The sequence below is a fragment of the Cryobacterium adonitolivorans genome, from assembly GCF_004402695.1.
GTDB classification, from domain to species: Bacteria; Actinomycetota; Actinomycetes; order Actinomycetales; family Microbacteriaceae; genus Cryobacterium; species Cryobacterium adonitolivorans.
Map to the genome: position 1 here is coordinate 51,469 of NZ_SOFL01000036.1, position 13,235 is coordinate 64,703.

Consider the following 13,235-nt stretch of genomic DNA (forward strand, 5'->3'; position numbering starts at 1 on the left):
ACGTCGGCTCAACACAACAACATCGCGTGTGCAACGTCTGCACGGAACTCGAAGTCGCCCTTTCCCACACGTATGAGTAGTTCGCGGGTACCCACGGCCGCCCAGTGAGTTTGCGCTGCGATTCATTCACCCACTGAACGGTCCGGCAGGAATCGGTATCCCATTCCCGATTCAGTGAGCAAAAACCGAGGCCTGCCGGGATTGGGCTCAATCTTTTTTCGGAGCTGCGCAATGTAGAGGCGCAGGTACCCGGTGTCGGTGATGTGTTCGGATCCCCAAATTTCGGTGAGGAGGCTTTGCCGGGACACGAGTCTGCCGGCGTTTCTGACAAGCACTTCCAGGACCTGCCATTCCGTCGGCGTCAGTCGTATGAGGTCAGTTCCGCCGGGTGTGTCCTTGGTGATGGTCTTGGCCCCAAGGTCGATGGTGATGTCGGCGATTCGTGTGACGGGCTCGGTTTCTTGATTGGGGACGCGTCGAGTGAGGGCGCGGATGCGTGCGAGAAGCTCGTCGATGGAGAAGGGCTTGGTGACGTAGTCGTCCGCGCCGGCGTCAAGCGCGTCAACCTTATCGGCTGCGCCGGTTCGCCCGGAGACTACGAGGATAGGGGCGTGGGTCCACCCGCGCAGACCCTGGATGACTTGGATGCCGTCGAGTTCGGGCATGCCCAGGTCGATCATGAAGAGGTCGGGACGATGCGCAATCGCCGCGTTGACGGCTTCCGTCCCGTCGGCGGCGGTGATGATCTCGTAACCGCGCGCTCCGAGGGTGATGCGCAGGGCTCGGAGTATTTGGGGGTCATCGTCAGCGATGAGGATTTTCATGTCGCTCCTTGCCCTGGGATGCGGGGTCGGTCTGGTTGGAGGTCGATGAGCTCTCACCCGGCGATAAGCCTGGAGGGCCGGATGCGCTGCTTGCTATGGGGAGGGCGATGACCATGGTGAGGCCCCCGGCGGGGGTGGTCTCGGCTTCGAGGGTGCCGCCCATGCCCTCGGTGAAACCTTTTGACAAGGCAAGGCCAAGGCCGAGGCCGGTGAGGTTGTCCGTGTCGCCCAGCCGTTGAAAGGGCACAAAGATCTCCTCACGCCGTTCGGGGGCGATGCCGGGACCGTGGTCGATGACGCGAATCTGGACGGTGCCACCAAAGCTGCTAGTGGCGATGCGGACTCGCGTCCCAGGTGGAGCAAACCGGGCGCCATTGGCGAGGAGGTTTACAACCACCCGTTGGAGGAGGCCATGATCTGCCAGGAGGTCCGGAAGATCTGGATCGAGATCGAGTTCAATATCTTTAGGACCAAGATGCAGTTCGTCCAACGACGATAGAATCACGTCTTCCGCATCCACACCGTCGAGCATGACTCCAAGTACGCCGGCCTGAACTCTGCTGACGTCGAGTAAATCGGTCACGAGTGAGGCGAGGGTTTGGAGGCTCTCATCTGCAGTCGCGATGAGCTCGTCCCGATCAGCGTCAGACCAGGTGACATCGGTTGAGTGGAGCCCGCTGATAGCAGCGGTAGCTGCGGCTAGAGGGCGGCGAAGGTCGTGGCTTACCGCGGTCAGGAGCGCGCTTCGCACACGGTCCGCCTGGGCGAGCGGCCCCACTTCGTTGGCGGTGGCGGTGAGGTCGGAGTGTTCCATTGCCGCGTCGATCTGTGCGGCGATCACGGCAAGCAGCCGCCGTTCTGAGGCCTGCAGGTCCCCGCCGTGGAGTTCGAGTGTGGCACGGCTCCCGACCGGCACAATTGTGAGCTTGTGGTTGCGGGTGGGTTCACCGTCCTGCACGATGATCCGCCCGTCCGCGGTCAGGCGAACTCCGGTGAGGTTGAAGGCCTCGCGAGTTCGGCTGACCAGCGCTTGGAGCGCACTTTGACCCCGCAAGACGCTTCCGGAGATTGTGGCGAGAAGTTCGGACTCCGCTGCTGAGCGTTTGGCTGCTCGGGTGCGCCGCGCCGCTTGGTCTACGACGTAACTGACCAGGACGGCGTTCACGACGTAGAGCACGAGCGCCAACAGGTGCAACGGTTCATCGACGGTGATCGTGTTCACCGGTTCGACGAAGAAGAAGTCAAGCGTGAGGCCTGATAGAAACGCGGCGAACAGGGCTGGCCAAATTCCGCCGACCAGGGCGACGAGGACGACGAGAAGCTGGTACGTGAGGACATCGCTGGTGATTGACTCTGGGCTTCGCAACGACACGAGCAACCAGGTCACGAGTGGCCCGCCGATCAGGGCGAGGATGAACCCAACAATGCGGCGTTTCATTGTGACCGCGCCCGCGAGACGAGGGAGGGTGAAGCGCCCCCCGGCCGCGGCGTGGGTGACGATGTGGACGTCGATGTTGCCGGATTCACGGATCACCGTTGACCCGATTCCTGGTCCCGTTAAAGCAGCCATCAGTCGGCTCCTGCGGCTGACTCCAAGCACTAGCTGCGTGGCATTGGCTCCCTTCGCGAATTCGACGAGCGCATGGGGGATGTCGTCGCCGATAACCTGGTGGTAGGTGCCGCCGAGCGTCTCGACAAGGGCTCGTTGTTGGGCCAGCGCTCCCGGGTGAGCGGAGCGCAGGCCGTCTTGGCTGGTGATGTGCACCGCGAGGAGTTCGCCGCCTGCGGAACGCGCGGCTATGCGGGCGCCGCGCCGGATGAGGGTCTCCCCCTCCGGGCCGCCGGTGAGAGCGATGACGACGCGTTCTCTGGCTTCCCATTTACTGTCGATTCCGTGCTCAGCACGATAGCTTTTCAGCGCGGTATCGACCTCGTCTGCCAACCAGAGCAAGGCGAGTTCACGCAGGGCGGTGAGGTTGCCCAGCCGAAAGTAGTTCGAGAGTGCGGCGTCGATACGTTCCGCCGGATAGACCCGCCCATCGGCGAGGCGCGCGCGCAGGGCTTCCGGTGCGAGATCGACCACTTCGATCTGGTCCGCTGCGCGGAGCACCTTGCCCGGGATGGTCTCGCGCTGCGGCGCACCGGTGATTTGCTGCACGACGTCATTGAGGGATTCGATGTGCTGGATATTGACGGTGGACATGACGTCGATCCCCGCATCCAGCAGGCTTTCCACGTCCTGCCACCGCTTCTCGTGCTCCGAGCCGGGCGCGTTGGTGTGGGCCAACTCGTCGACGAGGGCGATGTCGGGTTTCCGCGCGATCACCGCGGCCAAATCCATCTCTGTCAGTACAACGCCCCGGTGGGAGACCGTGCTGCGCGGGATGATCTCGAGACCTTCCGCCATTGCGGCAGTGGCAGCGCGGCCGTGGGTTTCCACGACCGCGACGACCACGTCCTTTCCTTCTTGGAGGAGGCGTTGGCCTTCCTCGAGCATGGCGTAGGTTTTGCCGACACCGGGGGCGGCGCCGAGCAGCACCCGTAGCCGCCCTCGTCTCATCGCCTAGGCCTTGAGGGCTTCGACGGCGATGTTCAGCTGCAGCACGTTCACGGTCGGCTCGCCGAGGTAGCCGAGATCGCGGGCTTGGATGTGGCTCTGGACGAGAGCTCGCACATCTTCCACGGCCAGGTCTCTTTCGGCGGCGATGCGTTCGACCTGCAGCAGCGCATACTCCGGGCTGATGTGCGGGTCCAGGCCCGAAGCCGACGCCGTGAGGGCATCCGCGGGGATGTCGTCCGGGGTCACGCCGTTGAATTCGGCAATCTGCGCCTTTCGTTCCTCGATCGCCGCAATCAAATCTGCGTTCTCGGGGCCGTAGTTCGACCCGCTGGAGGCTCCGCCGTCGTAGCCGTCGCCGGCGGCGGAGGGCCGCGGCTGGAACCACTGGGGCAGAAGGTTGCCGTCCGCGTCGGAGAAGGACTGCCCGACAAGCGCGGATCCGACGGTGTCGCCGTTCACGGTTACGGTGGAGCCGTTGGCCTGGGCGGGAAGGGCGAGCTGCCCGACGGCGGTGATGACGAGCGGGTAACCCACCCCGAGAACGGCGGTGAGGACGAGCATGGCGCGGAGGGCGACCCAGTAGTGCGGGATGCCCGAGCGGGGTGAGCTCATGATGAGATCTTCTTTCTAAAGTCGAGCGTGGGTTAGAAGCCGGGAAGTAGACCGACGACGAGGTCGATCAGCTTGATCCCGATGAAAGGGGCTATGACGCCGCCAACGCCGTAGACCAGCAGGTTGCGGCTAAGGATCTTCGAGGCACTCAGCGGGCGGTACTTCACGCCGCGTAGGGCCAACGGGATCAGGACAACGATGACGACGGCGTTGAAGATGATCGCCGACAGCACGGCCGACGATGGGGAATGCAGCCCCATGATGTTGAGGACGGCCAGGCCGGGGAACACTCCCATGAACATGGCGGGGATGATCGCGAAGTATTTCGCGATGTCGTTCGCGATCGAGAACGTGGTGAGGGCACCCCGGGTGATCAGCAGTTGCTTGCCGATGCGCACGATGTCGATCAGCTTGCTCGGGTCCGAGTCCAGGTCGACCATGTTGCCGGCCTCTTTCGCGGCCGAGGTGCCGGTGTTCATCGCCACGCCGACATCCGCCTGGGCCAGCGCGGGAGCGTCGTTGGTGCCGTCACCGGTCATCGCGACCAGGTTGCCGCCCTTCTGTTCCCGGTGGATGAGGGCAAGTTTGTCTTCCGGGGTGGCTTCGGCGAGGAAGTCGTCGACGCCGGCTTCGGCAGCGATCGCCTTGGCGGTGAGCGGATTGTCGCCCGTGATCATGACCGTGCGGATGCCCATGGCCCTCATCTCAGCGAAACGTTCCTTCAGGCCTTCCTTGACGATGTCTTTGAGGTGCACAACTCCGAGGATGCGGCCCTCACCGGTCGCGCTTTTCACCGCGACCACGAGTGGGGTTCCACCGCTGTTCGCGACGCGCTCCACATGTTCGTCAAGGTCGGCGAGTACAGAGCCGGCAACTCGTCCGTTCTCTTCGATCCAGGCGATGACCGCGGAGCCGGCGCCCTTTCGGATTTGCACGCCGTCGGGCTGGTCGAGTCCGCTCATTCGGGTTTGCGCGGTGAAGGGAACGATGTCCCCGACCGCGAATTCACCCACGTGGATGCCTTCCACTGCAGCGAGGTCGACGACCGACTTCCCTTCGGGCGTGGGGTCGGCCAGCGATGAGAGCGCGGCCGTGCGGATGAGCTCGTCCGAGCCAACACCGTCCAGGCTCACGAATTCGGAGGCTTGGCGGTTACCGTAAGTGATGGTTCCGGTCTTGTCCAACAGCAGGGTGGTTACGTCACCAGCGGCTTCAACGGCGCGGCCGGACATTGCCAAAACGTTGTGCTGCACGAGCCTGTCCATGCCCGCGATACCGATCGCCGAGAGTAGCGCACCGATGGTTGTCGGAATCAAGCAGACCAGCAGGGCCACGAGGACGGGCAAGCTGACCACGGCCGCCGAGTACGACGCGATCGGGTTGAGCGTGAGGGTGACGATCACGAAAATGATCGTGAGGCTGGAAAGAAGGATGTTCAGCGCGATCTCGTTCGGTGTCTTTTGACGCGACGCGCCCTCGACCAGGCCGATCATCCGGTCAACGAAGGTCTCGCCGGGCTTGCTGGTGATCTTGACCACTATTCGGTCGGAGAGCGCCCGAGTGCCGCCGGTGACGGCGCTACGGTCGCCTCCGGACTCACGCACCACGGGAGCCGACTCGCCAGTGATTGCAGACTCGTCAACTGAGGCGATGCCCCAGATGATGTCTCCGTCGCCGGGGATCAGGTGGCCGGCAGTCACGACAACCACGTCTCCTAGCTGGAGGTCAGCGGAAGATACCTCCTGGAGGGGCGTGGTCGTCGCTGCGGGGTCGTCGTCGGGGCTGTACCCGGTCACCTTGTGGGCCATGGTGCTGGTGCGGGTTTTGCGCAGGCTGTCAGCCTGCGCCTTGCCACGGCCCTCGGCGACCGACTCGGCGAGGTTGGCGAACAGCACCGTCAGCCACAGCCAAACGGCGATGCCCCAGGTGAAACTCGCCGGCACCGCAGAGCCGCCGGACGATGCCGGGCCGCCCAAGAACGGTTCGGCGATGGCGAGGACAGTGGTGAATGCTGCACCGACCTCGACGATGAACATGACGGGGTTGCGCCACATTTGCTTCGGGTTGAGCTTTTTAAAGGCTCCGGGCACGGCGGCTAGTAATTGCTCGGCGCTGAACGCGCTCTGCGATCGTGGGGCGTGTGGGGCGTCGGATTTCTGCGGCGTCAGAGCGGGTGTTGTTGTGGTTGTGGACATGGTTACTGCAGCCCTTCCGCTAGGGGACCCAGCGCGAGTACGGGGAAATAGGTGAGAGCGGTGATGATGACCGTCACACCGAGGAGGAGGCCGACGAACTGCGGCCGATGAGTTGGCAGCGTGCCCGCGGTGGCCGGGACCTTGTCCTGCGTGGCAAGGGAGCCCGCGAGGGCAAGGACCAAGACGATCGGGATGAACCGGCCGAGCAGCATCGCCACACCGAGAGCGGTGTTGAACCACGGAGTGTTCGCGGTGAGGCCAGCGAACGCCGACCCGTTGTTGTTGGCCGCTGACACGAATGCGTACAGAACTTCCGACAATCCGTGGGTGCCGGCGTTCCAAATCGAGGTCGACTCGACGTCTGCCCGCACCGCGGGAATCGCGAAGCTCAACGCCGTACCCAACAAGGCGATGGTGGGAGTGACCAGGATGTAGAGGCTCGCAAGCTTGATCTCCTTCGGGCCGATCTTCTTGCCCAGGTACTCCGGGGTGCGACCAACGAGCAGACCACCCACAAATACAGCGATGATCGCGAGGACCAACATGCCGTAAAGGCCGGAGCCGACGCCGCCGGGAGCGATCTCACCGAGCATCATATTGATCATCGGCATCATGCCGCCGAGAGATGTGTACGAATCATGCATCGAGTTGACCGCACCGGTCGAGGTCAAGGTGCTCGTCGACCCGAACAGGGTAGACGCGAAGATGCCGAAGCGTTGTTCCTTGCCCTCCATGGCGCCTCCCGCAAGCTGCGGCGCTGTACCAGCACCGTTCAACTCGAAGAGGGTGAGGAACGTGAGCGAGGCAACGTAAATCGTGCCCATCACGGCGAGGATCGCGTAACCCTGCTTGTGATTGCCGACCATGCGACCGAAGGTGCGCGGAAGCGCGAACGGGATCATCAGCATCAACACGTTCTGGAACAAGCTCGTCCAGGCGTTGGGGTTCTCGAAGGGATGCGCGGCGTTGGCGTTGAAGAATCCGCCACCGTTGGTGCCGAGGTTCTTGATCACTTCTTGCGAGGCGACCGGCCCGCCGGGCAGGTTTTGAATCCCCCCGCTGAGGGTTGTGATCTCGGTGAAGCCGTTGAAGTTCTGAATCACGCCACTCGCGATCAATACCACCGCACCGAGCACCGACAGAGGCAGGAGCAGCCGTAAGATACCCCGGGTCAGGTCAACCCAGAAGTTACCAATCGTCGCCGACTCACGCCTCGTGAAACCGCGCACCAGCGCGATAGCGATAGCGATACCCACGGCCGCGGATACGAAGTTCTGCACCGCCAAGCCGGCAATCTGCACGGTGTAGCCCATAGTGAGGTCGGGCGAGTACGACTGCCAGTTCGTGTTCGCGACGAACGACGCCGCGGTGTTGAACGACAGGCCTTCCGGAACGGCAGGGAGTCCTAGGGAATACGGGAGTACTGCTTGGAAGCGCTGCAGAAGGTAGACGAAGAGCAGGCCGACCACCGAGAAGGCGAGAACGCCGCGCAGGTAGGACTGCCAAGTCTGTTCAACGCCGGAATCGACCCCGATGAATCGGTAGAAGCCCCGCTCGACCTTCAGGTCTTTCCGCGAGGTGTAGATGCGGGCCATGTAGTCGCCGAGGGGACGATACAGCAGGGCGAGGATGAGAACCAGGCTGGCCACCTGAAGGATCGCGAAGAAGACGTCCATCTAGAATCGCTCCGGTTTCACGAGGGCGACCACGAGGTACACCACAGCGGCAACGGCCAACGCCGCGGCAAGCAGGTCAAAGAAGATCACAGCTTCTCGACCCCCCAGCCAATGACGCCGACAAGCGCGAACACGGCGATGACGCCGAGCACGTAAACAATGTCAAGCACAAGTAACTCCATCTGGAGAAGGACGACACGACCCGAAAGCGGAACGTGGATGCCGCAGCGGCACGACATCCGATTAGATACCCTCGGTTTCGCGGAAAACCGGGCCCTAACGGTATCCATGCGCTCTGCCGATGGAACCTAACAAAATCCATACGCTCAACGCCGATCTATGTCACAGCGCTCGCCCGTCCACAAAGAAGCTTCGGCCCGATTGCCCGTAGCTGCGTAGAGGTATCGTTCGGTTCCGTGACATTCCCGCATGGGTTCCGTTTGGGGGCCGGTTTTGCACCCGGGTGCCCGTTAGGACTGAAGAATGACTACTCCTGACAGCCCCACATTGGAGCCCCTAAAACCCACCGATCTGGGAACGAGGTCCGGCTCATGACGCTCACCGCGATAATGCCGTCCCTCCGGCGCACGCTACCGGATCCTCTCAACATCGATGCTGCCGCCGTTATCCCCGGCACGACGGGCGAAAATCGCCCTACCAGGACGCCGCGGTCGTCGTCGTTCGCGTTACAGCGGTCTTGAAGAACTTCGACGCCGCCCGTGTGGTCCTCATCGATGCGCGCCTGGACAGCATCAACGTGACCTGGCGGGATGGAGCTGCCCGACGACCTGCGTGAAGGCGACCTGCTCGCCATCCCCTGTACCGGTGTTGTCGCCCTCCGCGACGTCCTCAACGGAGCCTCACTGGTGCAAACCAGCCGCGACGAGACGCCCACGGTTCGCATCGGCCCGGCCGGTAACCTCTGGGCACAGCAGACCACATCATCGCAACGCTTCATCACGGTGCTCCTCACCCGAGTGGAAGAGACCGGGTTCACCGATTCGCACCGGCGACTCGTCGTCTGGGTCGACGCCGAGCTCGACCATTGCCGCCCAAATCTGTCCGCGGCACGTGTCGTCGGCTGACGCAGCGTGGCTCATACCAAGCGCATGCAACTTCGCCCGCAATTAAAGGACGACATGCAATGGGTATGGCTGCCGGCCGACGTGGCCGTCGGTGACCTGATCGCCGTTCCCTGCGAAGGAACCGTACCCCTCAGCGACGCCCGTCGACACAGCCGTCACCCAGGCTGGCTCGGGGAAGAGCGTTCAGACGATCCGGATGATGATCTCCCCTTCGCCCGCGCGTGCTTGAAATGAGAGTTCACGCCGCACTGGCGGTGCCACCGATCCCAGCGCCCTCGATCGTCCTCCGGGGCGACGAGGTCGACTCCCTGCGGGACTTCGCCAAATTCCGAACGTGCTCGCGACTCCCCCGATCCCGGGCCGGACCTTCCGCCGCCGCGCGGTTCGAGCCGTAGCGACAGGCATAAATGCGACATCACCCGCGCTTACAGTCCGGGGATTGAAGTCCCGACTTCGACAAGAGCTACTCCCGAGCCAGCGGCTGTGCGATTGGTTGCCTCACCTCCAGCACGTCATTTTTGGTCACCGACTGTGACCAACCCGAGTTGCTCGCAGAACTCATCAACCAGCGCGCCTCACTCCGCCCGCTCGACCCATATCTGGCATTACCGTGGCGTTCCGTGGCGGAACAGCCAATTCAGCAGCCGGCTGTTGCCGCGTACTTCTCGGCCATAACAACCTGCTCTCTCTCCACGAGACCCACCAACTCCCCTGGAAGGAGAACTGGTGGCTACCCGTCCTTCAGAGCCAAAAAGAGATGCTTCTGGGCGTTCGTGAAGACGTCCCACCACACCGTCTCGTGCTCTGCGGGTGATGAAACGCCACTCGCAAGCGCCACGTCGGCACTGGTCATCCATCGGGCACCAGATTGGATCTCGTCGCCGTCAGCTCCAGCACCTGCCGGCGGACCGGGCCCGCCCACCGGGCCACGGCCACAGTTCCAACAAAATAGAACGCGACACAGGCGGTGATGATCACCAGCCTCGACGCACCAACCGCGGCGAGCGTGACAAAGAGTCCAAGAACTCCCACAAGGTCCAGCACTGTCCAGCCACGCCACAAGCGAATCCACCGACGTTGGTGCGTCGAAATCCCCGGCGGGTACAACACGAGTCTGTAGCCCACGCTGCCATACCGGCCGACCGAGACCGTGCAGCCTCCCCATCTGCACCGCCCATCAAGGACACGAGAGAGCCACCGGCTAAGCCATATTCTGGAACTGAGCGTTCGCGCACTAGTCACCTCACAAGAGTCGACCCGGAAACTCGTGGCGTGAACAATCCACACGGAACCCATGCAACAACGACGGAAATCCTGACGGCTTCCTTACGGTCTACGCTGACGGCATCGGACCGCCTGACCATTGCGACTCATCGTTGGAGGTCTCAGCTGACGTGCACGTGCGGTCGTCGTTTGGCGTTCGGCTCCGATTCGCGTAGAACTTCACGGGTCACTGGTGCGATTTCACCGAGGCCAGTGAACAGGAACTTGAACATGTTGGCGAGCGGGTTCCCCTGGGTCCATTCGAAGTAAATCTCCGGAATCAGACCGGTTTGGTCGCGGATCTCCAGGAGCACGGCCGCGATTGTGTTGGGCACGTTGCCGCTGGTGACCTGGAGTACCCGGTACCCGTGCTTGGCCACCCCGCGCACCAGCAGGTCTTCCTCGAAATCGGATGAGTCAGACGGGTGCACTTCAAGGAAGATGATCGGTGAGCCCGGCGGGATATTGCCGAACCGGCGCTCATCACGGCTCTTGTTGCGATACTCAATCTCGGTGTCGTCGTCGGGTTCGTGCGAGATGATGCGGATAACGTCGTAGTCCTCAGCATCCCCGGTCACAAAATCGTGGGCGGCCGGGTCCAGGATGACGGAGGTAGCCCTGATTTCGAAGGAACGACGCACTCGGGAGACCAGCGAGGTCACCATGATGCCCAGGATGAACAGTGCGGCGATGCGGACACCGTCGGGACGTTCAACAATGTTGACCACGGTCGTGTACACCAAAATCACCGCAATGACTCCGAACCCGACGGTCTGCCAGCGCTGCTGTTTGCGGCGAGCGGAGAGCGTCACCGCGACAGATGCCGATGTCATCAGCACCAGGACCCCGGTCGCGTAAGCGCCGCCTTGCGCATCGACGCTGGCCTGGAAGGCGATAGTGATCACGAACGCGATCCCCACGAAGACCAGCACGAGCGGCCTCACTGCGCGGGCCCACTGCGGCGCCATGCCGTATCGCGGCAAGTAGCGGGGCACCAGGTTGAGCAGGCCGGCCATCGCCGATGCACCCGCGAACCAGAGGATGCAGATGGTGCTGATGTCGTACACCGAACCGAACAGTGGTCCCAGGTATTCGTGGGCCAGGTACGCCAGGGCCCGCCCATTCGCCGGCCCGCCAGGCTGAAAGGCGGCCTGTGGAATCAGCAGCGTCGTAACAATGCTCGAAGTGATCAAGAATCCGCTCATGATCAGCGCCGCGGTGGTGAGCAGCTTCTTGGTTCCGCGGATCCTGCCTGCGGGATAGTCCTCAGTGTCGGTCCGGCCCCCCTTGACCTGGGGCATGACGGCCACCCCGGTCTCGAAACCCGATAGACCCAGGGCCAGTTTGGGAAAGACGAGCAGCGCGATACCGACCATGATGAGCGGATTACCGTGTTGCACGGTCAGCGCTGCCCACCAGTCGGTGATCAGGACAGCGTTCGAGGCCACGTGGCCGATCGATACCACGATGACGACCAAGTTGAGCAGGAGATAGACCGCGACGAGAACAACGGCGATACCGATCGCTTCCTTGAAACCACGGAGAAAAACGATGCCGAGCAGGGTGACCAGGAACAGCGTGACCAGCACCTCCTGGCCGTGCAGCCAGGCCGGCGCGAACGGGTTCTCGATGGCGTGAGCGGTGGCGTCGGCCGCGGACAGGGTGATAGTGATCATGAAGTCCGTCGCAGCGAATCCGAGCAACACAAGGACGAAGATTTTGCCGGACCACCACGGCAGCAGCTTCTCAAGCATCTGGATGGAGCCGGATCCGCGGAAGCTCTCCTCAGCGACCCGCCGATACACGGGCAAGGCACCCAACAACGTCAGGGCCACCAGGACAATGGTTGCGATGGGCGACAGTAGCCCTGCGGTTAGGGCCGCAATCGCGGGCTGATAGCCCAGGGTCGAGAAGTAGTCCACGCCGGTCAAGCACATCACCCGCCACCAGGAATGCGTCTTCTCGACCGTGGCCGCAAGCGGGCCTTCCTGAGTTCCCTGACGGTTGCCGCTGTCCTGTAGCAGCCACGCCCGAATGTTCCTGGACGAAGAGCTCGGTTTATTCACGAGCACACACTACGCCACCCAACACCCGGCCAAGCAACAGAGAGATACTCCGATTTCGTCGCGGGATCGGGTCACCGGTTCATTTTTCGGTGTGAGACTGGGCATACCGATGCTGTCATAGGGGACAAATCCCACGTGCGAAGGTCTCGGAGACGGCGATGGGGCGCGATGCAGGCACGAGTGTTGCAGAAGCTTCTGGATGGCGGCGCGCACGTTAGGGCGACCGGTCGTAGCGTCGAGTCGGTTCGGCGTGTATTCGGCGACCGCGTGGAAGCCGTTGCGCTTGATTTCACCGACGCAACTACCTGGGAAGCCGCCTTTGCTGGGGTGCAGCAAATGTTCCTGATGCGCCCACCGCGCCTGGGGAGACCGAAAAAACAGATGCTCCCGGCGCTGATATTCGCCCGTAACCAGGGGATCTCGCAAATGGTTTTCCTGTCGCTGCAAGGAGCAGAAAAGAACACCGTCGTGCCGCACGCGGCGATCGCGGCGTGGCTTCGTGATTCAGGCGTGGTCTGGACATTCGTTCGGGCGTCGTTCTTCCACCAAAACCTGTCCACCACCCATCTGACTGATGTTCGCGATCGGGACGAGATCATGGTCCCCGCAGGCAACGGAGCGACGGCATTCGCAGATGTGGAAGACGTCGGAGCCGTTGCTGCAGCCGCGCTCCTGAACCCGTCCGCGCATGTGAACACCGCATGGACGGTGACCGGGAATGAAGCGCTGAGAAGTTGGTCGGCCTATCCGCTGCGCTCGGCCCGGTATCCTGCGGTGTATCGTGCATGCCCGCAGGAAGTTGGGTCACTGCGGCGATTTACACCACCGCCCGGCTGGGCATGGCCGCGGGCCTGACCGACGATATCCGTCAGGTTCTCGGCCGCGACCCAGTCGGGTTCGCAGTGTTCGCCCACCGCGACCGCACGGTGTGGAATCCGCGATAGTCCGAGCGAA

10 protein-coding genes and 1 pseudogene are annotated in these 13,235 nt (G+C 62.8%); 3 read left to right on the forward strand and 8 right to left on the reverse strand.

Annotation, left to right across the window (positions count from 1 at the left end):
* Nucleotides 1-122: 122 nt before the first annotated feature.
* The 6 genes from E3O42_RS11055 to E3O42_RS11080 are packed head-to-tail and all read right to left on the reverse strand — an operon-like array spanning nt 123 to nt 7,957.
* The gene (locus E3O42_RS11055) at nt 123-824 is read right to left on the reverse strand and encodes a response regulator (protein ID WP_134453992.1); all 702 of its coding nucleotides are present in this window, start codon (nt 822-824) and stop codon (nt 123-125) included.
* A complete protein-coding gene (locus E3O42_RS11060; protein WP_134453993.1) occupies nt 805-3,384 on the reverse strand; it encodes a sensor histidine kinase in 2,580 nt (859 codons plus the stop codon). The genes E3O42_RS11055 and E3O42_RS11060 overlap by 20 nt, the downstream gene beginning before the upstream one ends.
* A gap of 3 nt (nt 3,385-3,387) precedes the next feature.
* A complete protein-coding gene (gene kdpC / locus E3O42_RS11065) occupies nt 3,388-3,996 on the reverse strand; it encodes a potassium-transporting ATPase subunit KdpC (protein ID WP_134453994.1) in 609 nt (202 codons plus the stop codon).
* A 32-nt stretch (nt 3,997-4,028) separates the two neighbouring features.
* The gene (gene kdpB, locus E3O42_RS11070; protein ID WP_134453995.1) at nt 4,029-6,191 is read right to left on the reverse strand and encodes a potassium-transporting ATPase subunit KdpB; all 2,163 of its coding nucleotides are present in this window, start codon (nt 6,189-6,191) and stop codon (nt 4,029-4,031) included.
* A 2-nt stretch (nt 6,192-6,193) separates the two neighbouring features.
* Nucleotides 6,194-7,867 (reverse strand): potassium-transporting ATPase subunit KdpA, encoded by a 1,674-nt coding sequence (gene kdpA, locus E3O42_RS11075; RefSeq protein WP_134453996.1) that lies wholly within the window; start codon nt 7,865-7,867, stop codon nt 6,194-6,196.
* Nucleotides 7,868-7,957, reverse strand: a complete 90-nt coding sequence (locus E3O42_RS11080) for a potassium-transporting ATPase subunit F (RefSeq protein WP_103461949.1) — start codon at nt 7,955-7,957, stop codon at nt 7,868-7,870. It lies immediately after the preceding gene.
* Between the two features lie 680 nt (nt 7,958-8,637).
* On the opposite strand from E3O42_RS11080, the gene E3O42_RS11085 reads away from it, so the two are divergent.
* Together E3O42_RS11085 and E3O42_RS11090 are read left to right on the forward strand one after the other, a co-directional pair.
* Nucleotides 8,638-8,952: a hypothetical protein gene (locus tag E3O42_RS11085; RefSeq protein WP_134453997.1), complete on the forward strand. Its 315-nt coding sequence runs from the start codon at nt 8,638-8,640 to the stop codon at nt 8,950-8,952.
* A gap of 24 nt (nt 8,953-8,976) precedes the next feature.
* Nucleotides 8,977-9,186, forward strand: a complete 210-nt coding sequence (locus E3O42_RS11090; protein ID WP_166787971.1) for a hypothetical protein — start codon at nt 8,977-8,979, stop codon at nt 9,184-9,186.
* Nucleotides 9,187-9,682: 496 nt separating this feature from the next.
* Here the strand turns inward: E3O42_RS11090 and E3O42_RS18965 are convergent.
* Nucleotides 9,683-10,248 (reverse strand): annotated as a pseudogene (locus E3O42_RS18965) (DUF6611 family protein).
* A gap of 89 nt (nt 10,249-10,337) precedes the next feature.
* A complete protein-coding gene (locus E3O42_RS11095; protein ID WP_241984797.1) occupies nt 10,338-12,152 on the reverse strand; it encodes an APC family permease in 1,815 nt (604 codons plus the stop codon).
* A gap of 309 nt (nt 12,153-12,461) precedes the next feature.
* On the opposite strand from E3O42_RS11095, the gene E3O42_RS11100 reads away from it, so the two are divergent.
* Nucleotides 12,462-13,136 carry an NAD(P)H-binding protein gene (locus tag E3O42_RS11100; protein ID WP_166787972.1) on the forward strand — a complete coding sequence of 225 codons (675 nt, stop codon included), beginning with the start codon at nt 12,462-12,464 and terminating at the stop codon, nt 13,134-13,136.
* Nucleotides 13,137-13,235 lie beyond the last annotated feature (99 nt).

What these genes read in the sequence shown, in the direction of transcription:
- E3O42_RS11055 (WP_134453992.1), bottom strand. Translation starts at nt 824, where the DNA reads ATGAAAATCCTCATCGCTGACGATGACCCCCAAATACTCCGAGCCCTG.
- E3O42_RS11060 (WP_134453993.1), bottom strand. Translation starts at nt 3,384, where the DNA reads ATGAGACGAGGGCGGCTACGGGTGCTGCTCGGCGCCGCCCCCGGTGTC.
- kdpC (WP_134453994.1), bottom strand. Translation starts at nt 3,996, where the DNA reads ATGAGCTCACCCCGCTCGGGCATCCCGCACTACTGGGTCGCCCTCCGC.
- kdpB (WP_134453995.1), bottom strand. Translation starts at nt 6,191, where the DNA reads ATGTCCACAACCACAACAACACCCGCTCTGACGCCGCAGAAATCCGAC.
- kdpA (WP_134453996.1), bottom strand. Translation starts at nt 7,867, where the DNA reads ATGGACGTCTTCTTCGCGATCCTTCAGGTGGCCAGCCTGGTTCTCATC.
- E3O42_RS11085 (WP_134453997.1), top strand. Translation starts at nt 8,638, where the DNA reads ATGGAGCTGCCCGACGACCTGCGTGAAGGCGACCTGCTCGCCATCCCC.
- E3O42_RS11090 (WP_166787971.1), top strand. Translation starts at nt 8,977, where the DNA reads ATGCAACTTCGCCCGCAATTAAAGGACGACATGCAATGGGTATGGCTG.
- E3O42_RS11095 (WP_241984797.1), bottom strand. Translation starts at nt 12,152, where the DNA reads ATGTGCTTGACCGGCGTGGACTACTTCTCGACCCTGGGCTATCAGCCC.